This is a genomic window from Variovorax paradoxus EPS (genome assembly GCF_000184745.1).
GTDB lineage: Bacteria > Pseudomonadota > Gammaproteobacteria > Burkholderiales > Burkholderiaceae_C > Variovorax > Variovorax paradoxus_C.
Genome location: NC_014931.1, coordinates 3704536 through 3727973, shown reverse-complemented (window position 1 = coordinate 3727973; position 23438 = coordinate 3704536). Strand labels below are relative to the sequence as shown.

21 protein-coding genes are annotated in these 23438 nt (G+C 67.7%); 14 read left to right on the top strand and 7 right to left on the bottom strand.

The features are described from left to right. Nucleotides 1-16 precede the first annotated feature (16 nt). Together VARPA_RS17265 and VARPA_RS17260 are read right to left on the bottom strand one after the other, a co-directional pair. Nucleotides 17-1435, bottom strand: coding sequence for a sensor histidine kinase (locus VARPA_RS17265; protein ID WP_013541869.1), 1419 nt, complete (start codon nt 1433-1435; stop codon nt 17-19). A 7-nt stretch (nt 1436-1442) separates the two neighbouring features. Then, a complete protein-coding gene (locus tag VARPA_RS17260; RefSeq protein ID WP_013541868.1) occupies nt 1443-2123 on the bottom strand; it encodes a response regulator transcription factor in 681 nt (226 codons plus the stop codon). Between the two features lie 140 nt (nt 2124-2263). Here VARPA_RS17260 and VARPA_RS17255 point away from each other — a divergent pair, with 140 nt between their 5' ends. The 3 genes from VARPA_RS17255 to VARPA_RS17245 all read left to right on the top strand — a co-directional run bounded on the left by VARPA_RS17255 (nt 2264) and on the right by VARPA_RS17245 (nt 5396). Then, nucleotides 2264-3223 carry a tripartite tricarboxylate transporter substrate binding protein gene (locus VARPA_RS17255; RefSeq protein ID WP_013541867.1) on the top strand — a complete coding sequence of 320 codons (960 nt, stop codon included), beginning with the start codon at nt 2264-2266 and terminating at the stop codon, nt 3221-3223. A gap of 96 nt (nt 3224-3319) precedes the next feature. Then, nucleotides 3320-3871 carry a tripartite tricarboxylate transporter TctB family protein gene (locus tag VARPA_RS17250; RefSeq protein WP_013541866.1) on the top strand — a complete coding sequence of 184 codons (552 nt, stop codon included), beginning with the start codon at nt 3320-3322 and terminating at the stop codon, nt 3869-3871. Nucleotide 3872: 1 nt separating this feature from the next. Then, nucleotides 3873-5396, top strand: a complete 1524-nt coding sequence (locus VARPA_RS17245; RefSeq protein ID WP_013541865.1) for a tripartite tricarboxylate transporter permease — start codon at nt 3873-3875, stop codon at nt 5394-5396. Nucleotides 5397-5542: 146 nt separating this feature from the next. Here VARPA_RS17245 and VARPA_RS17240 read toward each other — a convergent pair whose 3' ends face one another. The 5 genes from VARPA_RS17240 to VARPA_RS17220 are packed head-to-tail and all read right to left on the bottom strand — an operon-like array spanning nt 5543 to nt 12502. Then, entirely contained in the window at nt 5543-5809 is a 267-nt protein-coding gene (locus VARPA_RS17240) for a hypothetical protein (RefSeq protein ID WP_013541864.1), read from the bottom strand. A gap of 25 nt (nt 5810-5834) precedes the next feature. Beyond that, nucleotides 5835-8975, bottom strand: a complete 3141-nt coding sequence (locus VARPA_RS17235; RefSeq protein ID WP_013541863.1) for an efflux RND transporter permease subunit — start codon at nt 8973-8975, stop codon at nt 5835-5837. 19 nt (nt 8976-8994) lie between these two features. Then, nucleotides 8995-10227 carry an efflux RND transporter periplasmic adaptor subunit gene (locus tag VARPA_RS17230; protein ID WP_013541862.1) on the bottom strand — a complete coding sequence of 411 codons (1233 nt, stop codon included), beginning with the start codon at nt 10225-10227 and terminating at the stop codon, nt 8995-8997. Beyond that, nucleotides 10224-11738, bottom strand: a complete 1515-nt coding sequence (locus VARPA_RS17225; RefSeq protein ID WP_013541861.1) for an efflux transporter outer membrane subunit — start codon at nt 11736-11738, stop codon at nt 10224-10226. Before VARPA_RS17225 ends, VARPA_RS17230 begins: the two co-directional genes overlap by 4 nt. Beyond that, on the bottom strand, nt 11735-12502 hold the full coding sequence (locus VARPA_RS17220; RefSeq protein WP_013541860.1) for a TetR/AcrR family transcriptional regulator: 768 nt from the start codon (nt 12500-12502) through the stop codon (nt 11735-11737). Before VARPA_RS17220 ends, VARPA_RS17225 begins: the two co-directional genes overlap by 4 nt. A 138-nt stretch (nt 12503-12640) precedes the next feature. Between VARPA_RS17220 and VARPA_RS17215 the strand changes: the two genes are divergently transcribed. The 11 genes from VARPA_RS17215 (at nt 12641) to VARPA_RS17165 (ending at nt 23437) form a co-directional block, all read left to right on the top strand. Next, nucleotides 12641-14161 (top strand): sigma-54 interaction domain-containing protein, encoded by a 1521-nt coding sequence (locus VARPA_RS17215; protein ID WP_041943725.1) that lies wholly within the window; start codon nt 12641-12643, stop codon nt 14159-14161. Continuing rightward, entirely contained in the window at nt 14158-14421 is a 264-nt protein-coding gene (locus tag VARPA_RS17210; protein ID WP_013541858.1) for a hypothetical protein, read from the top strand. The genes VARPA_RS17215 and VARPA_RS17210 overlap by 4 nt, the downstream gene beginning before the upstream one ends. 157 nt (nt 14422-14578) lie before the next feature. Beyond that, the gene (locus VARPA_RS17205; protein ID WP_013541857.1) at nt 14579-15766 is read left to right on the top strand and encodes a substrate-binding domain-containing protein; all 1188 of its coding nucleotides are present in this window, start codon (nt 14579-14581) and stop codon (nt 15764-15766) included. Nucleotides 15767-15954: 188 nt separating this feature from the next. Continuing rightward, nucleotides 15955-17403 (top strand): PHB depolymerase family esterase, encoded by a 1449-nt coding sequence (locus tag VARPA_RS17200; RefSeq protein ID WP_013541856.1) that lies wholly within the window; start codon nt 15955-15957, stop codon nt 17401-17403. Between the two features lie 47 nt (nt 17404-17450). After that, the gene (locus VARPA_RS17195) at nt 17451-18218 is read left to right on the top strand and encodes an ABC transporter ATP-binding protein (protein WP_013541855.1); all 768 of its coding nucleotides are present in this window, start codon (nt 17451-17453) and stop codon (nt 18216-18218) included. 142 nt (nt 18219-18360) lie between these two features. Then, on the top strand, nt 18361-19089 hold the full coding sequence (locus tag VARPA_RS17190) for an ABC transporter ATP-binding protein (protein WP_013541853.1): 729 nt from the start codon (nt 18361-18363) through the stop codon (nt 19087-19089). 157 nt (nt 19090-19246) lie between these two features. Further along, complete coding sequence (locus tag VARPA_RS17185) at nt 19247-20230, top strand: branched-chain amino acid ABC transporter permease (RefSeq protein WP_013541852.1); 984 nt, start codon at nt 19247-19249, stop codon at nt 20228-20230. A 14-nt stretch (nt 20231-20244) separates the two neighbouring features. Then, the gene (locus VARPA_RS17180) at nt 20245-21312 is read left to right on the top strand and encodes a branched-chain amino acid ABC transporter permease (protein WP_013541851.1); all 1068 of its coding nucleotides are present in this window, start codon (nt 20245-20247) and stop codon (nt 21310-21312) included. After that, the gene (locus VARPA_RS17175; protein ID WP_013541850.1) at nt 21309-22193 is read left to right on the top strand and encodes an alpha/beta fold hydrolase; all 885 of its coding nucleotides are present in this window, start codon (nt 21309-21311) and stop codon (nt 22191-22193) included. The genes VARPA_RS17180 and VARPA_RS17175 overlap by 4 nt, the downstream gene beginning before the upstream one ends. 57 nt (nt 22194-22250) lie before the next feature. Then, the gene (locus tag VARPA_RS17170) at nt 22251-22757 is read left to right on the top strand and encodes a DUF1993 domain-containing protein (protein ID WP_013541849.1); all 507 of its coding nucleotides are present in this window, start codon (nt 22251-22253) and stop codon (nt 22755-22757) included. A gap of 179 nt (nt 22758-22936) precedes the next feature. After that, nucleotides 22937-23437: a thioredoxin family protein gene (locus VARPA_RS17165; RefSeq protein ID WP_013541848.1), complete on the top strand. Its 501-nt coding sequence runs from the start codon at nt 22937-22939 to the stop codon at nt 23435-23437. Nucleotide 23438: the final 1 nt, after the last annotated feature.

Here is a 23438-nt window from a genome sequence, read left to right as displayed (position 1 = left end):
TTCCATAGGTGGGAATTCAATTGTGCCGCCAGAGCGGAAGGCGCACGACAGCATCCAGCCCGACCACGCGTGCGGTGTTGTCCTGCGCGGTGCGGTTGTCCAGATCGATGCGCCCATCCAGCGCCAGCACGATCTCGCGGCAGATCGCCAGTCCCAGACCCGAGCCGCTCGAGGTGTTGCCGGCGGAAAAGGGCGCGAAGAGCCGCTGCCGCAGTTCAGGCGAAATGCCCGGCCCTTCGTCGAGCACGGTGAGCACGGCATGGTCGCCCTCGGCGCGCACGATGACCGACAGCGCCGCGCCCTGCGGGCTCTGCTTGATCGCGTTGTGCAGCAGGTTGCGCGTGAGCTCCTGCAGCATCCACTGGTGCGCGCGCACGGCCACCGGCTCGTCGATGGCCAGTTCGAAATCGAGCGCCTTGTCGGCGACCAGGGGCGACAGGTCGAGCGCAATGCCGCGCACCACGTCGCCGAGGTCCAGCGTCACCGACTCGGGTTGCTGCCGCAGTTGCTCCACCTTCGCGAGCGAGAGCATCTGGTTGGCCAGCATCGTGGCGCGTTCGACCGTCTGGCTGATCTCGCCGAAGGCCTGCTCGGGCGCCACATCGCCGCGGCGCGCCGACTGCACCTGCGCCTTGAGCACCGCCAGCGGCGTGCGCAGTTGGTGGGCGCTGTCGCGCACGAAGCGCTTCTGGTGATCGAGCAGGCGCTGCAGCCGGCCCATCACCTCGGTGGTGGCGTCGATCAAGGGGCGCAGTTCGCGCGGCGCGTCGGGCGCATCGATAGGCGAGAGGTCGTCGGCCGGCCGCTCTTCTATCGCTTCGCCCAGTTCGCGCACCGAGCGCGTCGCGCGATGCACCACGAACACCGTGACGCCCGCGATGACGCCCATCAACAGCAACTGGCGCCAGAGCGTGTCGAGCAGCAGCTTGCGCACCAGCGTCTCGCGCAGCTCGAGCGTTTCCGCCACCTGCACCACGGCCATGCCGCGGCCGCGCGCGCTGGCCACCGGCTGCAGCAGCACCGCGACACGAACGGGCTGCCCCCGGAACTGCGCATCGTAGAAATCGACCAGCGCCGCATACGCGCTTCGGTCCGGAATGCGTCCGCGCCAGAACGGCAGCTCGGCGAAGCCCGAGATCAGGTCGCCGTCGAGCGCGGACACGCGATAGAAAAGCCGGCTGCGGTTGTCGGCCTCGAAGGCTTCGAGCGCGGAGTAGGGCACGATCGCGCGCAACTGCGCCTTCTCGTCGTAGCCCTCCACGTCGAGCTGCTCGCCGATGGTCTTGGCGGAAGCGAGCAGGGTGCGGTCGTAGGCGGTGGTGGCGGCCGCGAGGCTCTGGCGGTACAGGCTCACGCTGTTGATCACGATGAACACCGCCACCGGCGCGAGGATGCCGAACAGCAGCCGCGCGCGCAGCGAAGACACTTTCTTCATGCGGCCTTCATGTCTCGGGCCGCAGCAGATAACCGAGGCCGCGCATCGTCATCAGCACCGCGCCCGTGCCCACGAGCTTCTTGCGCAGGCGATACACCACCACCTCGATGGCTTCGTACTGCACGTCGGTCTCGCCCGGGAACACCAGCTCGAACAGGCGCTCCTTCGTGACCGCGTGGCCCGGCTTCATCATCAGCGCCTTCATCAGCGCCAGTTCGCGCGGCGTGAGCTCCAGCAGGTCGGCGCGGTTGTAGATGGCGCCGTTGTCGGGCTCGAAGCGCAGGCCGCCGATCTCCTGCGGGTTCAGGCCCGTGTCGGGCCCGGCGCTCTGGCTGCGCCGGCGCAGCGCGCGGATACGGGCTTCCAGTTCGTCCAGGTCGAAGGGCTTGGGCAGGTAGTCGTCGGCGCCGGCATTGAGGCCGACGATGCGGTCGCCCACCGTGCCGCGGGCCGTGAGCAGCAGCACCGGCGTGCGCAGCCCTTCGGCGCGGGCCTGCGCCAGCACCTGCAGGCCGTCGAGGTTGGGCAGGCTCAGGTCGAGCGCCACCACGTCGGGCTCGATGGCGCGCCACTGCGCCACCGCCTCGGCCCCATCGCCGCACACGCGCACATCGATGCGGCGGCGGCCGAGCGTGCGCTGCAGCGTGATTTGCATCGAGGGATCGTCTTCGACCAGCAGCAGCTTCATACGGGGGAGGGCTGATTGGATACTTTGGTGTTTTCCCCAGTCTGGCGGACAGCCAACTGACAGCGGGGCGGCGCATGATAGCGGCTCAGGTCCGAGTCAGGTTCCTGCCACTTTCCTTTCAGCCCCTGGAGACAACCACGATGCGTCGCGATACCTTTTTGAAGTCCCTGGCCGCTCTGGCCGCCGCCGGCGCATTGCCGCTCTCGGCGCGTGCCGCAGCCAACGTCAAGATGATGATCCCCGCCAACCCGGGCGGCGGCTGGGACACCACCGGCCGTGCATTGGGCAAGGCCCTGAGCGACGCCAAGGTGGCCGACACCGTCACCTACGACAACAAGGGCGGCGCCGCCGGCGCCCTGGGCCTGGCCCAGTTCGTGAACGGCTCCAAGGGCGATGCCAACGCGCTGATGGTCATGGGCTCGGTCATGCTGGGCGGCATCATCACCGGCAAGCCGCCGGTCAAGCTGGAACAGGCCACGCCGATCGCGCGCCTGACCACCGAATACAACGTGTTCGTGCTGCCGGCCAACTCGCCCCTGAAGACCATGAAGGACGTGGTCGACCAGCTCAAGAAGGACCCGGGCAGCGTCAAGTGGGGCGGCGGTTCGCGCGGCTCCACCGAGCACATCGCCGCGGCCATGATCGCGCAGAAGGTCGGCGCCGATCCCTCCAAGATCAACTACGTGGCCTTCCGCGGAGGCGGCGAGGCCACCGCCGCCATCCTGGGCGGCAACGTCACCGTCGGCGGCAGCGGTTACAGCGAGTTCGCCGAATACATCGCCGCCGGCAAGATGAAGGCGATTGCCGTCACCTCGGCCCAGCGTCTGCCGGGCATCAACGTGCCCACGCTCAAGGAGCAGGGCATCGACGTGGAAATCGGCAACTGGCGCGGCGTGTACGGCGCGCCTGGCATCTCGGCCGAGCAGCGCAAGGCGCTGACCGACATGGTGCTGGCCGCCATGAAGAGTTCGTCGTGGGCCGAGTCGCTCAAGAAGAACGACTGGACGCCTGCCGTGCTGTCGGGCGAAGCCTTCGCCAAGTTCGTCGACGACGATTTCGCGAGCCTCCGCGCGATCATGACCAAGTCCGGCATGGTCTGACCCCCGGCACACCAATGCCTGCCGAATGGCACGCTGTCCTCGCAAGAGACGACAGCGTGCCGTTTTCAAATCCAGCACCACATTCCGGGAGCAAAAATGACAACTCCAGATTCCTCGGTCTCGCCGCCTGATTCGGCGGCCCAAGCGGCGGCCGTCTGGCCGCAAACGCTCGTCGGCGCAGGCGTCCTGCTCACCGGCCTTGCGCTGGCGTTCGGCGCCATCGGCATCTCCTCCGAAGCCGGCTACGGCGGCGTCGGCCCCAACTTCCTGCCCTGGCTGGTGTCCGTGGTGCTCGTGCTCTGCGGCGCCTGGATCCTCTGGGAAGCGCGCACCGGCGGCTTTCGCGAACTCGACGCGCCCACCGGCGCCGACCGCGCCTACTGGCCCGGCTTCGTCTGGGTCTCGGCGGGCCTCCTGCTCAACGCGGCGCTGATCACCACCCTGGGCTTCATCCTGAGCTGCACGCTGTGCTACCTGCTGGCGGTGCAGGGCTTGCGCCGCGCAAGCGGGCAGGCCGGCGTGAACGCGCCGCGCACCTGGGTCATCGATTTCGTCACCGGCGTGCTCATCGCCGCCCCGGTGTTCTGGATGTTCACGCAGTTCCTGGCCATCAACCTGCCCGGCCTCACTTCCACTGGGTGGCTCTGACATGGAAATCTTCAACGCACTCATGGCGGGCTTCGGCGCCGCCATCACGCCCGTCAATCTGCTCTGGTGCCTGGTCGGCTGTGCCTTGGGCACGGCCGTGGGCGTGCTGCCCGGCATCGGCCCGGCGGTGGCCGTGGCCATGCTGCTGCCGATCACCGGCAAGGTCGACATCACGGCCTCGATGATCTTCTTCTCGGGCATCTACTACGGCGCCATGTACGGCGGCTCGACCACGTCCATCCTGCTCAACACGCCCGGCGAGACCGCCAGCATGGTGACCGCGATGGAGGGCAACAAGATGGCCAAGAGCGGAAGGGCGGGCGCGGCGCTCGCCACCGCGGCCATCGGCTCCTTCGTGGCCGGCACCATCGCCACCGTCATCGTCACGCTGTTCGCGCCGTTCGTGGCCGAGTTCGCGGTCAAGCTCGGGCCGCCCGAGTATTTCCTGTTGATGCTGCTGGCCTTCACCACGGTGAGCGCGGTGCTCGGCAAGAGCACGCTGCGCGGCATGACGGCGCTGTTCGTCGGCCTCGCCGCGGGCTGCGTGGGCCTCGACCAGATTTCGGGCCAGGGTCGCTACACCGGCGGTGTGCCCGAGCTGCTCGACGGCATCGAGATCGTGCTGGTCGCGGTCGGCCTCTTCGCGGTGGCCGAGGTGCTCTACGCCGTGCTCTACGAGGGCAAGGTGGTCGAGGGCCAGAACAAGCTGAGCCGCGTGCACATGAGCAAGCGCGACTGGAAGCGCTCGATTCCCGCCTGGCTGCGCGGCACCGCCATCGGTACGCCGTTCGGCTGCATCCCGGCCGGCGGCACCGAGATCCCGACCTTCCTGAGCTATGCGATGGAAAAGAAGCTCGCCAAGGACAAGGACGCCAAGGCCGAGTTCGGCACCACCGGCGCCATCGAAGGCGTGGCCGGCCCCGAAGCCGCCAACAACGCGACGGTGACGGCCGCGCTGATTCCGCTGCTCACGCTGGGCATCCCGACCTCGAACACCACCGCCATCCTGCTGGGCGCGTTCCAGAACTACGGCATCCAGCCGGGTCCGCAGCTCTTCACCACCTCGGCCGCGCTGGTGTGGGCGCTGATCGCCTCGCTCTACATCGGCAACGTGATGCTGCTGGTGCTGAACCTGCCGATGGTGGGCCTGTGGGTCAAGCTCCTGAAGATTCCGAAGCCGCAGCTCTACGCCGGCATCCTGATCTTCGCGACGGTGGGTGCCTACGGCATGCGCCAGAGCGCATTCGACCTGTTCCTGCTCTACGGCATCGGCCTCCTGGGCGTGGTGATGCGGCGCTACGATTTCCCGACCGCGCCCGTGGTGGTCGGCATGATCCTCGGGCCGCTCGCCGAAGCGCAATTGCGCAACGCCATGTCGATCGGCGAGGGCAGTGCGGCGGTGTTCTTCCAGCGTCCGATGTCGATCGCGCTGGTGATCGTCGTGGTGGCCGTGCTGGTGCTGCCGCGCCTGGCCAAGCGCATGAGCGAACGCAAGCTGAAGCGGCTGGCGCAGCTGGACGCCTGACGCGCCTTTCTCCTCAACGATGCCGCGGCGCCTTGGCCCCGCGGCATTTTTCTTTGTGGCGCTTCAAGCCGCCGCGACCGGCGCGAGAACGCTCAGGGTTGGCGGCCTGCGCCGCGGGCAGGCCCCGTAGCCCGGACCGCGCACGCTTAGAAGGCCCCTACGCCGACCTGTCCGAGCTGAGTCGGAAAGCCCGTCGGTGGAAAGGTCCACACGCCGTTATCGAGGTAGCCGTGGGTCACCATCAGGTGGTGCACGAAGACGCTCAGCGCGAGAAAGCCGCGCAGGCCGTCGAGCGTTGTGGTGCGCTGGTCGCGCGACGCCGGCTCGTCGGCGGCGCGGAAGACCGGCAGGGCCAGCGCGACGAGCACCACCCCAATGAGCACGATGTATGGCCAGGCGGAGAAGACGCTCATGGGTCGGTCGCTCGGCTCGGGGTTGTCAGGCGCTGGTCCGAGCCGGTGTGCCGCCGTCGTCGGCCGGGTTTTCTCGCAGGTCGTCGTCGATGTGCGGATCGGCCGGCTGCCCACGCAGCCTGCGCACGGTGCGCCGTATCCAGTGCTCGATGTCGTCGATGTAGGTGAACACCGCCGGCACCACCAAGAGGCTCAGCACCGTCGAGGTGATCAGCCCGCCGATCACCGCCATCGCCATCGGCGAGCGGAAGCTGGAGTCTGCGGCGCCGAAGCCCACGGCGATCGGCAGCATGCCGGCGCCCATGGCGAGCGTGGTCATGATGATGGGCCGCGCCCGCTTGTGGCAGGCGTCGCGCAGCGCGTCCCAGCGGCTCATGCCGTGGTCGCGGCGCGCCACGATGGCGTACTCCACCAGCAGGATCGAGTTCTTCGTCGCGATGCCCATCAGCATGATGAGTCCGATCAGCGAGGGCATCGACAGCGCCTTCTGCCCGATCAGCAAGCCCACGAACGCGCCGCCCAGCGCGAGCGGCAGCGCGCACAGGATGGTCACCGGGTGCAGGAAATCCTTGAAGAGCAGCACCAGCACGATGTAGATGCACAGCACGCCGGTGAGCATCGCGAGGCCGAAGCTTGCGAAGAGCTCGGTCATCACTTCCGCATCGCCCACTTCGGTCACGCGCACGCCGGGCGGCAGCTTCTGGATCGAGGGCAGCGCCATCACCGCGGTCTTCGCATCGCCCAGGCCCACGCTGGAGAGTTCGATCTCGAAGTTGACGTTGCGCGATCGGTCGTAACGGTCGATGACGGCCGGGCCGCCTTCCATCGTGAGCGAGGCCACCTGGCTCAGCATGACGGGGCCGCGTGCGCCGGGCACCGAGAGGCGGCCGAGCAGGTCGAGGTCCTTGCGCGCCGAGTCTTCCAGCTTCACCACGATCGGCACCTGCCGCTGCGCGAGGTTGAGCTTGGCGAGCGACTGGTCGTAGTCGCCCAGCGTGGCCACGCGCAGCGTCTCGGCAATGGCGGCGCTGGTCACGCCCAGGTCGGCGGCGCGCGCGAAGTCGGGGCGCACGGCGATCTCGGGGCGGATCAGGCTCGCGGTGGAGGTGATGTTGCCCAGGCCCGCGATGGTGCGCAGGTCTTTTTCGACCGCGCTGGCGGCGGTTGCCAGCGCCACCGGGTCTTCGCCGGTGAGCGCCAGGATGTACTTCTCGCCCGAGCCGCCCAGGCCCACGGTGCTGCGCACGCCGGGCAGGGTTTCCAGGGCGGTGCGAATCTGGTTCTCGATCACCTGCTTGCGCGGCCGGTCGCCGCGCTCGTCCAGCTTGATGGTGAGCGTGGCCTTGCGCGTCTCGGGCGTGCCGAAGCTCGCGAACGGATCGCCGCCCGCGCTGCCGCCGGCCACCGTCGTGTAGACGCTCTTCACGTGGTCGATCTTCATCACGCGGTTGCGCGTTTCCTCGGCCGCGGCCGTGGTCTGCGCGAGCGTGGAACCCGGCGCGAGCGACAGGTAGATCTGCGTCTGCGAGTTGTCATCCGGCGGAATGAAGCCGGTCTTGAGCAGCGGGATCATCGCGAGCGAGCCGAAGAAGAAGAGGGTGGCCAGCACCATCGTCTTGAAGCGGTTGTGGGTGCTCCATTCCACGGCGCGCATGTACCAGCGCAGCCAGCCGGGCTCTTTTTCTTCACCGACGATGGGCTTCAGGATGTAGGCCGCCATCATCGGCGTGAGCACCCGCGCGACCACCAGCGAGGCGAACACCGCGAGCGAGGCCGTCCAGCCGAACTGCTTGAAGAACTTGCCGGCCACGCCGCTCATGAAGGCCGTGGGCAGGAACACCGCGATCAGCGTGAAGGTGGTGGCGATCACCGCCAGGCCGATTTCGTCGGCCGCCTCCATCGCTGCCTGGTAGGGCGTCTTGCCCATGCGCAGGTGCCGCACGATGTTCTCGACCTCCACGATCGCGTCGTCCACCAATATCCCGACCACCAGCGAGAGCGCGAGCAGCGAGATGACGTTGACCGAGAAGCCCAGCACGAACATGCCGATGAACGCCGGGATCACCGACATCGGCAGCGCCACGGCCGAGACAAAAGTCGCGCGCCAGTCGCGCAAGAAGAGCCACACCACGATCACCGCCAGGATGGCGCCTTCGTACAGCAGGTGCAGCGAGCCGTTGTATTCCTCTTCCACCGGGTCGACGAAGTTGAAGGCTTCGGTCAGCTCGATGTCGGGGCGCTGCGCACGCATCTCGCCCAACGCCTTCTGTATCGCGTGGCCCACTTCCACTTCGCTGGCGCCGCGGCTGCGGGCCACCTCGAAGCCCACCACCGGCTTGCCGTTGAGCAAGGCGCCCGAGCGCGGCTCGGCGATGGTGTCGCTGATGCGCGCCACCTGATCGAGCCGCACGCGACGGCCGTCGGACAGCACGATCTGGATGTCGTTCAACTGGTCGGCCGACTGCACGGTGGCGAGCGTGCGCACCGGCTGTTCGCTGCCGCCCAGGTCGAAGCGGCCACCCGCGCTTTCCACCTGCACCTGGCGCAGCTGGCGCGAGATGTCGGCGGCCGAGGCGCCCAGCGCCTGCAGCTTGCCGGGGTCCAGGTCGATGTGCACCTGGCGCGTGACGCCGCCCACGCGGTTCACCGCGCCCACGCCGGGCAGCGCGAGCAGCTTCTTGGTGACGTCGTTGTCCACGTACCAGCTCAGTGCCTCGGCGTCCATCTGCGTCGAGGCGATGGTGAAGGCCAGCACCGGCTGGCCCGCCAGGTCGAGCTTGGTGACCACCGGGTCGCGCACGTCGGCGGGCAGGTCGGCGCGCACGCGCTGCACCGCGGAGCGCACGTCGTCCACGGCTTCCTGCACGGGCTTTTCGAGGCGGAACTCGACGATCAGCGTGGCGGCGCCGTCCTGCACCTTGGTGGTGATGTGCTTCAGGCCCTGCACGGTGGCGATGGAGTTCTCGAGCTTGCGCGCGACGTCGGTTTCAAGCTGCGAAGGCGCGGCACCGGGCAGCAACGCCGAGACCGTGACGGTCGGCAGGTCGATGTCCGGAAAGTTCTGCACCTTCATCGCGTTGAACGACAGCAGCCCACCGAAGGTGAGCAGCACGAACAGCATCACCGCCGGAATCGGGTTGCGTATGGACCAGGCGGAAACGTTCATGAGCGTGTCCTTGTTTGTCTTACTTGGCGACCGCGGCGGAGGCCGCGGGCTTCGCCGGCTGGGCTGCCGCCGGTGCCAGGGCAGGGGCCGCAGCCGGCGGCGTTGCCGCCACCACGCGCACCAGGTCGCCGTCGTTCAGGAAGCCGGCACCCTGCACGACGACCTGCGCGCCCTCGGGCAGCGCGCTGGTGATCTCGATGCGGTCGTTCAACCTGCGACCGATCTGCACCTTGATCTGCGACACGCGGTTGTCGGGCTGGAGCACGAACACGTTGTTGAAGCCGTCGCGCGGAACGATGGAGGCCTGCGGCACCGTGGGCGCCGAGCTGCGGCCGAGGTCGAAGTCGCCGCGCGCGAACATGCCGGCCTTCACGCCCGTGTTCTGCAGCACCGTGGGCAAGTCGACGTAGACCAGCGCGGCGCGCGTCTGCGGATCGACCGTCGGCGCGATGCTGCGCACCTTGCCGCGCACCTGCGCGCCGCTGGCGCTGACCACGAAGGCGGGCGTGCCGACCGCGATGCGGGCGAGCTCGGCCGAGGTGACTTCGGCGCGCCATTCGAGGCGGCCCTGGCGGATCAGGCGGAACAGTTCGGTGCCGGCCGCGACCACGCTGCCGACCGTGGCGGTGCGCGCGGAAATCACGCCGTCGTCGGGCGCCAGCACCTGCGTGTTGCGCCCGCGCACCTGCTGCGCGGCCAGCACGGCCTCGGCGGCTTCGACGCGCGCCTTGGCGGTCTGCTCGGTCGTCTGGTACTGGTTGATCTGCTGCTGGCTCAGCGCGCCGGTGGCCTGCAGCGTGCGGGCTCGCGCGGCGTTGCCGGCGGCATCGGCCGCGGTGGCGCGGGCTTCGGCCAGCGAGGCGCGCGATTGCGCGATGTCGGCCTGCACCGTCTCGGGCGAGAAGACCGCGAGCACCTGGCCCTTCTTGACCACGTCGCCCACGTTCACCCGCACCTCGGCGAGCCGCAGGCCATTGGACTCGGAGCCGACCACGGCCTCCTGCCAGGCGGCCACGTTGCCGTTGGCCGCGAGCGTGACGGTCAGTTCGGTGGCTTCGGGCTTGGCGACGGTGACGGTGAGCGCGGGCTTGGGGCCTGGCGCGCCGTCCTTGGCGTCCTTGGCCTTGGCCGCCGCGGCCTGCTCGGCGGGCGTGCCCGAGGGCTTGCTGCGCACGAGCCACACGGCCGCGATGACAACGATGACGAGCGCCAGCAGCGCGATGACGAGGGTGGAACGCTTCATTGTTTTCATGGTGACGTCGCAACCGTAGAGGTCGAGGAAGAGGTCATTGACGAGGACGCTGACGAGTCGGTCCGGTTCCAGCCGCCGCCCATCGAGCGGTACAGCGAAACCCAGGCTTCGGCGCGTTCGCGCTGCAGCGTGACGCGCGCGGTCTGCGCGGCGAAGAGGGTGCGGCGCGAGTCTTCCAGCTCGAACAGGCTGGCCAGGCCGCTGCTGTAGCGCGCCTGCGTGGCGTCGAAGGAGGCCTGGTAGTTCTTCACCGCGCTGTCGGCATCGGTGGTGCGGGCTTCGGTGGCGTCGAGGTTGACGAGCGCTTCTTCGACCTCGCGCACCGCCTGCCGCACGTTCGCGCGGTAGAGCGACACGGCCTCGGCGTAGCGCGCCTTGGCCGCATTGGTGTTGGCCGTGCGCGCGCCGAAGTCGAACAGCGGCACGGTGAGCGACACCGGCCCGACCGTCCAGGTCTCCAGCGACTCGCGAAAACCGCTGGTGCGGATCTGCGTGCGGCCGATCGAACCCGAAATGCTGAGCTTGGGATAGCGCTCGGCCTCCGCCGAGCCCACATCGGCGCTGGCCGATGCCACGGCGAGTTCGGCCGCGTACACATCGGGCCGCTGCGACAGCGCCTGCGCCGGCACGCTCTCGATGCCGCCCATCACCACCAGCGCGCGCTGCGTGTGCGAGACGGCGAGCTTCTGCGCGAGCGTGGGTTCGTCGATGCCGCTGAGCGCCACCAGCGCCTTGCGCTGGATCGCGCACTGCGCGCGCTGCTGCGTGAGGCGGCCCGAAGCGTCCGAGGCGCTGGCGCGGGCGAGGGCCGCGTCGGCCGGTGCGGTGAAGCCGGCGCCGGCCGACAGGTCGGTGAGCCGCGAGGTTTCGCTGCGCGACTTGGCATCGGATTCGGACACGCGCAGTTGCTGCCGGCAGGCGCGCTCGGCGAAATAGGCGTTGGCGGTTTCGGCCGCGACAGCCACGCGCGCGTCGTGCCATTTGGCGGTCGCGCTGTCGAGCTTCTGCTGGGCCGAATCGCGGTCGGCGCGCAGGCGGCCGAAGAGGTCGATTTCCCACTTCGATTGCAGGCCGGCCTGCAGCGTGGTGAGCGGTGCCGTGGCCGCTGCGGCAGAGCTGCTGCCGGATGAAGAAGAACTCGCGCCGCCCCCACTGAAGGACGAGCCCGAGACGCCCCGACTCGCCGACGCCGTGCCGTCCAGGCTGGGCAGCAGCGCCGCGCCGGCCTGCACGCGCGTGGAGCGCGCCTCGGCCACGCGCGCCGCGGCGCTCGCGAGGTTGGGGCTGGCGTTTTCGGCCGCGGCGATCAACTCGACCAGCAGCGGATCGTCGAGCTGGCGCCACCAGTCGGCCAGCGATGCGAGCGAGCCGCCATGGGGCAGGGGCGCATTCCATTGCGGAGGGAAGGGCGCCTCGACCTTGGCCGGCGGGCGTGTGAGGCCGCAGCCCACGAGGGCGAGGCTCAGCGCCAGGGGGAGGCAGAGGGAGGCAATCGGTCGGAGTCGTCTCATGTCTTCTTTCTCGCGGCGCGTGCCGGGGAGGCGGCAGGCGCGGTTGCTGCGGCTTTCTCGTCGGCGGTCAGGGCCTGCCGGCGCGCGGCTTCGGCCTGCACCAGCGCCAGCGCGTAGACGGTGAGCCGGTTGGCCCAGGTGTCGATGCTGCGCGGCGTGCGCAGGAGCGACGGGCGCACCGCCTCGATGAAATCCTGGTTCACATAGAGCTGCATCGACAGCCCCGTGATCGCAAAGGTCAGGCGGTGGATGTCGTCGTCGGCGCGCTCCAGCTTCAGGTGGCGGCACAGCAGCTCGACGATGGCGCGGTGCGGGCCCTTGATGTCGCGCTCGATCTCCTTGGCCCACTGGCTGGTCGGCTCCAGCATCTCGCGCATGTGCAGCTGGATGCACTGCCGCACGATCTCGCCCTGTTTCAGCGGCTCGATCACCGAGGTGAAGCAGATGCGCAGCGCCTCTTCGAGCGTGAGGTCGGGCGTGCTGAAGATCGCCACCAGGTCGTCGGAGTCGCCGCCCATCGGCTCGGTGAAGCAGGCACCGTACAGGCCGTTCTTGTCGCTGAAGTAGTAGCTGATGGCCGAGATGTTGACCCCGGCCTCGCGGGCGATCTCGCGGGTGGAGGTCTTGGCGAAACCCTTTTGCGCGAAGAGCCGCAGCGCGGTGTGCAGCAGCCGATGGCGCGCCTCGGCGCCATCGGCGCGCGGTGCACGGGGCGCACGAGGCGGCGTGGAAATGATGGGATCCCTCGCGTTCATGCCCGGCATTAAACCACGGGCGAAATCAAACGATTGATTTAGTTAAGGCTTCCTGAAGGCTTTTTTTCTTCGACGCCGTTCCAGGCATTTCCGGCTCTGCATCGACGCCGGATTTGTTGTCTTTCGATGCACAGTTACGATCCGCCCATGCCTGCTCCCCCCGCCTTGCCCCTCGATGCCGAAGGCATCCTCGCGCTCGCCGCGCGCTCGATGTTCCATCTGTTCTCCAGCATCAGCCAGGGCATGTTCCTGGTCGACAGCAGCGGGCGCATCGTGTGGGTCAACGAGGGCTACCGGCGCTTCCTGCCGGCGCTGGGTTTTTCGTCCATCGACGAATTCATGGGGCACATGGTCGAGGACGTGATCCCCAACACGCAGATGCGCCGCGTGCTCGAAACCGGCGAGCCGATCCTTGTGGACCTGCTCACCAACAAGGCGGGCACCTTCGTGGTCAGCCGCATTCCGCTGCGTGCAGAGAGCGACGGTCCCGAAAGCGGCGCGGGCGATGTGATCGGCGCCATCGGCATCGTGCTGTTCGACCAGCCCGAGACCACGCTGCAGCCGCTCATCAGCAAGTTCGCGCTGCTGCAGCGCGACCTCGACGACGCGCGGCGCGAGCTCGCCAGCCAGCGCAACAACCCGCTCTACCAGCACGCGCCCGACGGCCAGCGGCGCTCCAAGTACACCTTCGCGAGCTTCATCGGCAGCAGCCCAGCCGCGGTGGAAGTGAAGCGCCATGCGCGCCGCGCGGCGCAGTCGACCAGCCCGGTGCTGCTGCTGGGCGAGACCGGCACCGGCAAGGAACTGCTGGCGCATGCAATTCACGCGTCGTCGGCGCGGGCCAAGGGCATGTTCGTCAGCGTCAACATCGCGGCCGTGCCCGACACGTTGCTCGAAGCCGAGTTCTTCGGCTTCGCACCCGGCGCCTTCACCGGCGCCGACAGGCGAGGGCGCGAAGGCAAGTTCAAGCTGGCCGACGGCGGCAGCCTTTTTCTCGACGAGATCGGCGACATGCCGCTCGGCCTGCAGGCCAAGCTGCTGCGCGCGTTGCAGGAGGGCGAGATCGAGCCGCTCGGCTCCAACAAGCTCGTGCCCTTCGATGCGCGCGTGATCACCGCCACCTCGCGCGACCTGCCTGAGCTGGTGAGGCGTGGCCTGTTCCGCGAAGACCTTTATTACCGCCTCAACGTGCTGCCCTTGCGCGTGCCGCCGCTGCGGGAGCGGCGCAGCGACATCCCCGCGCTGGTCGAGGCGCTGGGCGAAGACATGGCGCTGCGCAGCGGCGAGGCGCCGCCCGAACTCACGCCCGATGCGCTCGCGCTGCTCGCCGGCCAGCACTGGCGCGGCAACATCCGCGAACTGCGCAACGTGCTGGAGCAGGTGACGATGCGCAGCGATTCGCAACGCATCGATGCCGTGCAGCTCGAACGCATCCTGCGGGAAGCGGGGCTGGAGCAGATCGAGCTGCCCGACCTGTCGCATGCGAATGGCGACGAAGAAGCCGCGCTGCTGCGGCCGCTGGCGCAGCAAGTCGCCGAGCTGGAGCGCAAGGCTATCGCGGCCGCCATGGCCAGCACGGGCGGAAACAAGCTTGCGACCTCGCGGCTGCTCGGCATTTCGCGTGCGACCTTGTACGAGCGCATGACGAGCCAGGGGCAATCGTCATGAGCGTCCGCGCCCTCCGCTCCACCTTCGGCCCCAACTGCCACTGGTGCGGCCTCCCCATGGATTTCGACGAGCCGCACGGCCGGCCCGAGTCCGCGACCATCGAGCACCTCATCGACTCGACGCTGGGCGGCGTGCGCAACCAGAAGCATCGCCGTCTTGCCCACGCCATCTGCAACCACACGCGAAATGAATTCCGGATGCAGGCCGAGCGCGAATTCCAGCGTTGGATCGCGGCGCGCAAAGCTCTTGGTAAACCCTGACTGATAAAAAGACAATTGCCTGAAATTCAAACACTACAAGTGTTCTGAAATCAGGCGCCAAAGGCTTCTTCCCAATGAAGAAACCTTTGTTATCAATGAGTTGAGCGGGTGGCACGAACTGTGCAATATTCAGTCACCACTTTCAGGAGACATAAATATGATCCGTCGCCACCTCGTCGCGCTGGCCGCGCTTTCCGCCTGCGCCGCGGCCGCCCCCGCCTGGGCCCAGTCCAACGAAATCCGCATCGCCCACATCTACAGCAAGACCGGCCCGCTGGAGGCCTACGGCAAGCAGACCCAGACCGGCTTCGCGATGGGCCTGGACTACGCCACCGGCGGCACGATGACGGTCAACGGCAAGAAGCTCGTGGTCATCGAGAAGGACGACCAGGGCAAGCCGGACCTCGGCAAGTCGCTGCTCGCCGCCGCGTATTCGGATGACAAGGCCGCGCTGGCCGTCGGCCCGACCGCTTCGGGCGTCGCGCTCGCGATGCTGCCGGTGGCCGAGGAATACAAGAAGATCCTGCTGGTCGAGCCGGCCGTGGCCGACTCGATCACCGGCGACAAGTGGAACAAGTACATCTTCCGCACCGGCCGCAATTCGAGCCAGGACGCGATCTCCAATGCGGTGGCGGTCGACAAGGCCGGCGTCACCGTCGCCACGCTCGCGCAGGACAACGCCTTCGGCCGCGACGGAGTGAAGGCCTTCGGTGCCGCGCTCAAGAAAGCGAAGCTGGTGCACGAGGAGTACCTGCCGCCCGCGACCACCGACTTCACCGCCGGTGCGCAGCGCCTGATCGACAAGCTGAAGGATCAGCCGGGCCGCAAGATCATCTGGATCGTCTGGGCCGGCGCGGGCAACCCGTTCAAGATCGTCGACCTCGACTTGAAGCGCTACAACATCGAGATCGCCACCGGCGGCAACATCCTGCCGGCCATGGCCGCGTACAAGGCGCTGCCGGGCATGGAGGGCGCCGCGTACTACTACTTCGGCATCCCGAAGAACCCGGTGAACGAAGCGATGGTGTCGGCGCACTACAAGCAGTTCAAGACGCCGCCGGACTTCTTCACCGCCGGCGGTTTCTCGGCGGCGATGGCGGTGGTGACGGCGCTCAAGAAGACGGGCGGCGACACCAACACCAACAAGCTCATCAGCACGATGGAAGGCATGAGCTTCGACACGCCCAAGGGCAAGATGACCTTCCGCAAGGAAGACCATCAGGCGATGCAGTCGATGTACCACTTCAAGATCAAGGTCGACCCGGCGTTCGCCTGGGGCGTGCCCGAACTGGTCCATGAGATCAAGCCTGAGGAAATGGACATCCCGATCAAGAACAAGCGCTGATCGACACGGCGCGATCGCCCCCTGACCCCATGACCCCGCGCGGCGCGCAAGAAAGCGCCGCTCCCATTTCGCCCCGGATGGCCGCCGGGCGAAGCGCCAGCCTGCGTCCGCGCGAGGCCGGCGCGATCCACGGCCGATTCGTCAGTCTGCAAGCAAGCGTTCGATACCCACAACACAAGGAGACAGCGATGCAAGCGATGAGAAGGAACTGGAAGGGACTGGCCGCGGCCGCGGCAATGACGGTGGCGGCGCATGCCGCGTTGGCGGCGGTGCCGCTGCCGGCGCTCAACGCCAACCCGGCGGAGGTGAGCGTGTCGGGCCTCTCGGCCGGCGGTTTCATGGCGGTGCAATTGCACGTGGCCTATTCGGCCACCTTCAAGCGCGGCGCCGGCATCGTGGCCGGCGGCCCGTACTACTGCGCCGAAGGCTCGGTGCTCAATGCCACGGGGCGCTGCATGACGCACAGCACCAGCATCCCGGTGTCCACGCTCGTGAGCACCACCAACAGCTGGGCCGCGAGCGGCACGATCGATCCGGTGTCGAACATGACCGGCTCCAAGGTCTACCTCTTCTCCGGCACCGCCGACAACACCGTCAAGCAGGCGGTGATGGACGACCTGAAGACCTATTACCAGAGCTTCGTGCCGGCCGCCAACACGGTCTACAAGAACAACCTCGGCGCGGGCCACGCGATGGTCACCGACGACTACGGCGGCGCGTGCGGCGCCACCGCCTCGCCCTACATCAACAACTGCGGCTTCGACCTCGCGGGCGAGATCCTCACGCACCTCTACGGCCCGCTGAACCCGCGCAACAACGGCACGCTGGGCGGCACCTTCACCGAGTTCAACCAGTCGGAGTTCATCACCGGCCACGGCGCGGCCGCCACGGGGTGGATCTACGTGCCGCAGGCCTGCACCACCGCCTCGTGCCGCGTGCACCTGGTGCTGCACGGCTGCAAGCAGAACTACACCGACGTGGGCGACCAGTACGTCAAGAAGACCGGCTACAACCGCTGGGCCGACACCAACAACATCGTGCTGATCTATCCGCAGACCAGCACCGCGGCCACCAACAGCTGCTGGGACTGGTGGGGCTACGACAGCGCGAACTACGCGAAGAAGTCGGGCCCGCAGATGGCGGCGATGAAGGCCATGGTCGACCGCGTGACCAGCTCGGGCGGCGGCTCGTCGCTGCCGGCGCCCACCGGCGTGGGCACCTCGGGCGCGACCGCCAGCAGCATGGTGATCGGCTGGGCCGGCGTCTCGGGCGCCACGGGCTACAACGTGTACCGCGGCGGGAGCAAGGTCAACGCGGCACCCGTTGCCGGCACCAACTACACCGACACCGGCCTGGCCGCATCCACCACCTACAGCTGGACCGTGGCGGCGCTGGACGCGAGCAACGCGCAGGGCGCGATGTCGACGGCCGCCACCGGCACCACCACTTCGGGCGGCACCGGCGGCACCTGCTACACCGCGAGCAACTATGCGCACACGCTGGCGGGCCGCGCGTATGCGTTGTGGGGCCTGACGTACGCCTACGGTTCGGCGCAGGCGATGGGCCTGTGGAACATCTATGTGACCACCACACTGAAGCAGACCGGCCCGAACTACTACGTGATCGGCACCTGCTGAGGCTGGTCGACATCGACAGACACCTTTTCTTTTCGCAATGACCAACGATGCTTGAGACCCGAGACCTGACCATCCGCTTCGGTGGGCACGTGGCCGTCAACAGCGTGAGCTGCGCCTTCGCGCCGGGCACGCTGACGGCCATCGTCGGCCCCAACGGGGCGGGCAAGACCACCTACTTCAACCTGATCTCGGGGCAGCTCAAGGCGAGCGCCGGCACGGTGTCGCTCGACGGGCAATCGCTCTCGGGCCTGTCGCCGTCCGCGCGCACGCACGCGGGGCTGGGGCGGGCCTTCCAGCTCACCAACCTGTTCCCCAATCTCACGGTGCTGGAGAACGTGCGGCTGGCGGTGCAGGCCACGCGCGAGGGCGCGCACCGGCGGGGCCTGAACCTCTGGAGCATCTGGAGCGACCACAAGGCGCTGACCGAGCGCGCGGACCAGATCCTCGCGGACGTGGCGCTGAAGTCGCGCGAACACGCGACGGTCGCGAGCCTGCCGCACGGCGACCAGCGCAAGCTGGAGGTGGCGCTGCTCATGGCGCTGGAGCCCAAGGTCTTCATGTTCGACGAACCCACGGCTGGCATGAACGCGGCCGAGGCGCCGGTCATCCTCGACCTGATCCGCAAGCTCAAGCAGGACAAGACCAAGACCATCCTCCTGGTCGAACACAAGATGGACGTGGTGCGCGAACTCGCGGACCGAATCATCGTGCTGCACAACGGCACGCTGGTGGCCGATGGCGAACCGGCCGAGGTGATCGCCTCGCCGGTGGTGCAGGAGGCCTACCTGGGCATCGCGAAGGAGGCGGCTGCATGACGCGCCTGATGAATTTGAATTTCTCCCTCCCCTCCCGGGGGAGGGCAGGGGTGGGGGCTCGCGGCCTCCACATAGCCGCGGCTTCGCAAGCGCCGCTTGTCCCCATCCCAACCTTCCCCCGGAAGGGGAAGGAGCAAAGCCGATGACCGCTCTGAATCTTTTGACCCTCGAAGGCGTGCAGACGCACATCGGGGCCTACCACATCCTGCATGGCGTAGACCTCGCCGTGCCCAAGGGCCAGCTCACCATGCTGCTGGGCCGCAACGGGGCGGGCAAGACCACCACGCTGCGAACCATCATGGGCCTGTGGCATGCATCGCAAGGCAGGGTGCGCTTCGCCGACAAGGACATCACCGCGCTGCAGACGCCGCAGATCGCCGGCCTCGGTATCGCCTATGTGCCCGAAAACATGGGCATCTTCTCCGACCTCACGGTGAAGGAGAACATGCTGCTCGCCGCGCGCGGCGCCAAGAATGCCGGGCAGATCGACGACACGCGCCTGAAGTGGATCTTCAAGCTTTTTCCCGCGGTCGAGAAGTTCTGGAACCACCCGGCCGGCAAGCTCTCGGGCGGACAGAAGCAGATGCTCGCGGTCTCGCGCGCCATCGTGGAGCCGCGCGAGCTGCTCCTGATCGACGAGCCCAGCAAGGGCCTCGCGCCCGTGATGATCAACAACATGATCGACGCCTTCGCTGAGTTGAAGCGCAGCGGCGTGACGATCCTGTTGGTCGAACAGAACATCAACTTCGCACAGCGCCTGGGCGACAACGTCGCGGTAATGGACAACGGCCGCGTGGTGCACAGCGGCTCGATGGCGGCGTTCTCCGCCGATGCGCAACTGCAGCAATCTTTATTGGGTCTCGCGCTATGACGTATTCGATGTCTTGTCCCCTCTCCCGCTTGCGGGAGAGGGCTAGGGTGAGGGCAGACGGCCTGTGCAATGGCCGCGTCCTCACGTCTGCGCTGCTGGCCCTCACCCCAACCCGCTCCCGCAAGCGGGAGAGGGAGCAAGAAAAGGGAGCGCAGAAATGAAAGCACTCGACTTCGACTGGAAGCCGCTGCTTCTGGCCCCCATCCTCGCGCTCGTCGCGCTGCCGCTCACCGGCTCGTTCTCGACCTGGCTCACGCTCACGGTCGCGGGCCTGGCGATGGGCATGATCATCTTCATCATCGCCTCGGGCCTCACGCTGGTGTTCGGCCTCATGGACGTGCTGAACTTCGGCCACGGCGTGTTCATCGCGCTCGGCGCCTTCGTGGCAAGCAGCGTGCTCGGCCTCATGGGCGACTGGACCGGTTCGCAGGAACTCTGGCGCAACCTCGTCGCGGTGTTCCCTGCGATGCTGGTCGCGATGGCCGTCGCGGGCGCGGTCGGCTTCGCCTTCGAGCGCTTCATCGTGCGGCCCGTCTACGGCCAGCACTTGAAGCAGATCCTCATCACGATGGGCGGGATGATCATCGGCGAGGAGCTCATCAAGGTGATCTGGGGGCCGGCGCAGGTGCCGCTGCCGTTGCCCGAGGCGCTGCGCGGCTCGCTGTTGATCGGCGACGCGGCCATCAGCAAGTACCGGCTGCTCGCGGTGGCCGTGGGCATCGTGGTGTTCGGCGTTCTCGCATGGACGCTCGGCCGCACCAAGATCGGCCTCCTGATCCGCGCCGGCGTGCAAGACCGCGAGATGGTCGAGTCGCTCGGCTATCGCATCGGACGGCTCTTCGTCGGCGTGTTCGTGGTGGGCAGCGCGCTCGCGGGCCTGGGCGGCGTGATGTGGGGCCTCTTCCAGCAGAACCTGGTGCCGCAGATGGGCGCGCAGGTCAACGTGCTGATCTTCATCGTGATCATCATCGGCGGGCTGGGCTCGACGGGTGGGGCGCTCATCGGCGCGCTGCTCGTGGGGCTCATGACCAACTACATCGGCTTCCTGCTGCCCACGCTCACGCAGTTCGCGAGCATCTTCCTGATGGTGGCGGTGCTGCTGTGGCGGCCGCAGGGCGTGTACCCCGTGGCGAACCGTTGAGGAAGAAGACACCCATGTTCCTCAAACGACTTCTTTCCAACGACATGCCCCGCAGCCGTCTCCTGGCGCTGCTGCTGGTGGCGCTGTTCCTCGCGCTGGCGTTCGCGCCGTTCATCTTCCCGGGCGTGAAGGCGCTCAGCGTCGCGGCCAAGATCCTGGTGTTCGTGGTGCTGGTCGCGAGCTTCGATCTGCTGCTGGGCTACACCGGCATCGTGAGCTTCGCGCACACGATGTTCTTCGGCATCGGTGCGTATGGCATCGCGATCTCGGCCTCGCGGCTCGGGCCCAATTGGGGCGCGGTGCTCGTGGGGCTGGGCGCATCGCTCGCGATTTCGCTGGTGCTCTCGTTCGCCATCGGGCTGTTCTCGCTGAGAGTGCGCGCGATCTTCTTCGCGATGATCACGCTGGCCGTGGCCTCGGCGTTCCAGACGCTGGCCTCGCAGCTGTCGGATTTCACCGGCGGCGAGGACGGCCTGACCTTCAAGCTGCCCGAGCTGATTTCGCCGAGCTTCGAGTTTTCTGAAGAGCCGTTCCTCGGCGTCTCGCTCGATGGCCGCTTGCTCTGCTACTACCTGCTGTTCGTCGCTGCCGTGGTGCTGGTGCTCGCGCTGCTGCGCATCGTGAATTCGCCCTTCGGCCGCGTGCTGCAGGCCATTCGCGAGAACGAGTTCCGCGCCGAGGCCATCGGCTACCGCGTGGTGGTGTATCGCACGACCGCCGCTGTGCTCTCGGCGCTGTTCGCCACGCTCGCCGGCGCGATGCTCGCGATCTGGCTGCGCTACAACGGGCCCGACACCTCGCTGAGCTTCGAAATCATGATCGACGTGCTGTTGATCGTGGTGATCGGCGGCATGGGCACCATCTACGGCGCAGCCATCGGCGCGGTGCTGTTCGTGGTGGCACAGAGCTATCTGCAGGATCTGCTGCGCCTGGGCAGCGAGGCGGCGAGCGGGCTGCCCTGGCTCGCAGCGCTGCTGTCGCCCGACCGCTGGCTGCTGTGGCTCGGTGTGCTGTTCGTGCTGTCGGTGTATTACTTCCCGACCGGCATCGTCGGCAAGCTGCGGGCGAGGGCGGCGCGATGAGCGCGCCCCTCATCCCCACATCGCACTACGCGGAGCTTGCCGGCCGCGAAATCCATTGGCTCGAATGGGGCGCGCCCGATGCGCCGGTGGTCATCGCCTGGCACGGCCTCGCGCGCACCAGCCGCGACATGGACGAGCTGGCGCAGCACTTCGGGGCGCGCGGCTTCCGCGTGATCTGTCCCGACACCATCGGCCGCGGCTTGAGCCAATGGAGCCCGCTGCCTGATGAGGAATACCAGCTCTCCTTCTACGCGCGGCTCGCGAATGCGCTGTGCGACGAACTGCGCCTCGGCCGCGTGCACTGGGTCGGCACCTCGATGGGCGGCGCGATCGGCATGGTGTGCGCCTCGGGCCTCTTCGAGCCGCGCATGAAGGCGCGCATTGCGAGCCTCACGCTCAACGACAACGCGCCACAGCTTGCGCAAGCGGCCATCGAGCGCATCCGTGCCTATGCGGGCCAGCCACCTTCGTTCGACACGGTGGCCGAGCTGGAGGCGTTCTTTCGCACCGTCTACAAGCCCTACGGCTGGCTCAGCGATGCGCAGTGGCGGCGCCTCACCGAAAGTTCCACCCGCCGCCTCGCCGACGGCCGCGTGACGCCGCATTACGACCCGGCGATGGTCAAGCAGTTCAGCGCGCACGACAACGACTACCTGATCTGGCCGCACTACGACGCGATCGAGGTGCCGGTGCTGTGCCTGCGCGGCGCCGAGTCGGACCTGGTGCTGCCCGAGGTGGTCGAGGAGATGCGGCGCCGCGGGCCGGGCGCCGAGGGACGGCTGCAGGTCATCGAAATCCAGGGGTGCGGTCACGCGCCCGCGCTGAACGTGCCCGAACAACTGGAGCCCATCGAGGGGTTTATCCGGGCGGCCGGTCGTTGAACGGGCGGCGGCAGCACAATCGCCGCCGACTTCAACCACAACAAGGCTCGCCTCACCATGTCGCTCTCGCTGTACGACCTGTCCGTCCCGGTTTTCACCCGCGGTCTCGGACAACTGACCCACCTGTTCGACAAGAGCCTGGCGCACGCCAAGGCCAACGGCATCGACACCGCCACGCTGGTCGATGCGCGGCTCGCGCCCGACATGCTCACGCTGGTCGGCCAGATCCAGCGCGCGAGCGATGCCGCCAAGCTCGGCACTGCGCGCATCGCGGGCATCACGGCGCCCAGCTTCCCCGACGAGGAAAAAACCTGGGACGACCTGGTGGCCCGCATCCGCAAGACGCAGGATTTCCTCGCGACCGTGGACCGCGCGCTGATCGACGGCCAGGAAGAGCGCCCCGTGACCATCAAGACGCGCGAGGGCGAAGCCACCTTTACTGCGCAGCGCTACCTGCTGCAGTTCGCGCTGCCCAATTTCTTCTTCCATGTGACCACCGCCTACGACGTGCTGCGCCACAGCGGCATGCCGATCGGCAAGCTGGATTACCTCGGCAAGTTCTGATCGGCAAGACGTCACGGCCTCGCGACAAAGTTCAAATTGCCGTGACACATGCGCGCTGACAAGGCGCGCGCCCAACAATCGCGCCAGACCGCTGTCGGTCTGACACGAATGGGGTTGCGATCATGGGCAAGTTGCTGTCGAGAAGGGCGTTTTCAGGTCTTGCTGCAGGCGCGGCTGCCATGGCCGGTTGGCCGATGCAGGGTGCGCTCGCCGCATCGCCGGGCCTCAAGGACTACGGCCGCGCACCCGAGTTCGCGGGCATCGAGAAATGGCTCAACTCGGGGCCGCTCACGATGCAGGGGCTCGCGGGCAAGGTGGTGCTGGTCGACTTCTGGACCTACACCTGCATCAACTGCATCCGCACCTTGCCGCACGTGGTGCGCTGGTATGAAACCTACAAGGACCAAGGCTTCGTCGTGGTCGGCGTGCACTCGCCGGAGTTCGCCTACGAGCGGTCGACCCGCAACGTGCAGGACGCGATCGAGCGGTTCAACATCCGCTACCCCGTGGCGCAGGACAACGGCTTCACGACCTGGAAGGCGTACAACAACCAGTACTGGCCGGCGTTCTACCTGGTCGACGCCAAGGGGCAGGTGATGCGCCAGCATTTCGGCGAGGGTGAATGCGCCGAGATGGAAGCGGCGATCCAGGCGCTGTTGGCGCGGAAGGCAGCGAGCTGAG

Excerpts from the sequence above, each read along its gene's own strand:
- VARPA_RS17210 (WP_013541858.1), top strand. The coding sequence starts at position 14,158 with ATGAGCGTCCGCGCCCTCCGCTCCACCTTCGGCCCCAACTGCCACTGG.
- VARPA_RS17220 (WP_013541860.1), bottom strand. The coding sequence starts at position 12,502 with ATGCCGGGCATGAACGCGAGGGATCCCATCATTTCCACGCCGCCTCGT.
- VARPA_RS17215 (WP_041943725.1), top strand. The coding sequence starts at position 12,641 with ATGCCTGCTCCCCCCGCCTTGCCCCTCGATGCCGAAGGCATCCTCGCG.
- VARPA_RS17245 (WP_013541865.1), top strand. The coding sequence starts at position 3,873 with ATGGAAATCTTCAACGCACTCATGGCGGGCTTCGGCGCCGCCATCACG.
- VARPA_RS17230 (WP_013541862.1), bottom strand. The coding sequence starts at position 10,227 with ATGAAAACAATGAAGCGTTCCACCCTCGTCATCGCGCTGCTGGCGCTC.
- VARPA_RS17195 (WP_013541855.1), top strand. The coding sequence starts at position 17,451 with ATGCTTGAGACCCGAGACCTGACCATCCGCTTCGGTGGGCACGTGGCC.
- VARPA_RS17185 (WP_013541852.1), top strand. The coding sequence starts at position 19,247 with ATGAAAGCACTCGACTTCGACTGGAAGCCGCTGCTTCTGGCCCCCATC.
- VARPA_RS17190 (WP_013541853.1), top strand. The coding sequence starts at position 18,361 with ATGACCGCTCTGAATCTTTTGACCCTCGAAGGCGTGCAGACGCACATC.
- VARPA_RS17175 (WP_013541850.1), top strand. The coding sequence starts at position 21,309 with ATGAGCGCGCCCCTCATCCCCACATCGCACTACGCGGAGCTTGCCGGC.
- VARPA_RS17165 (WP_013541848.1), top strand. The coding sequence starts at position 22,937 with ATGGCCGGTTGGCCGATGCAGGGTGCGCTCGCCGCATCGCCGGGCCTC.
- VARPA_RS17235 (WP_013541863.1), bottom strand. The coding sequence starts at position 8,975 with ATGAACGTTTCCGCCTGGTCCATACGCAACCCGATTCCGGCGGTGATG.
- VARPA_RS17205 (WP_013541857.1), top strand. The coding sequence starts at position 14,579 with ATGATCCGTCGCCACCTCGTCGCGCTGGCCGCGCTTTCCGCCTGCGCC.
- VARPA_RS17180 (WP_013541851.1), top strand. The coding sequence starts at position 20,245 with ATGTTCCTCAAACGACTTCTTTCCAACGACATGCCCCGCAGCCGTCTC.
- VARPA_RS17260 (WP_013541868.1), bottom strand. The coding sequence starts at position 2,123 with ATGAAGCTGCTGCTGGTCGAAGACGATCCCTCGATGCAAATCACGCTG.
- VARPA_RS17255 (WP_013541867.1), top strand. The coding sequence starts at position 2,264 with ATGCGTCGCGATACCTTTTTGAAGTCCCTGGCCGCTCTGGCCGCCGCC.
- VARPA_RS17200 (WP_013541856.1), top strand. The coding sequence starts at position 15,955 with ATGCAAGCGATGAGAAGGAACTGGAAGGGACTGGCCGCGGCCGCGGCA.
- VARPA_RS17250 (WP_013541866.1), top strand. The coding sequence starts at position 3,320 with ATGACAACTCCAGATTCCTCGGTCTCGCCGCCTGATTCGGCGGCCCAA.
- VARPA_RS17265 (WP_013541869.1), bottom strand. The coding sequence starts at position 1,435 with ATGAAGAAAGTGTCTTCGCTGCGCGCGCGGCTGCTGTTCGGCATCCTC.
- VARPA_RS17170 (WP_013541849.1), top strand. The coding sequence starts at position 22,251 with ATGTCGCTCTCGCTGTACGACCTGTCCGTCCCGGTTTTCACCCGCGGT.
- VARPA_RS17225 (WP_013541861.1), bottom strand. The coding sequence starts at position 11,738 with ATGAGACGACTCCGACCGATTGCCTCCCTCTGCCTCCCCCTGGCGCTG.
- VARPA_RS17240 (WP_013541864.1), bottom strand. The coding sequence starts at position 5,809 with ATGAGCGTCTTCTCCGCCTGGCCATACATCGTGCTCATTGGGGTGGTG.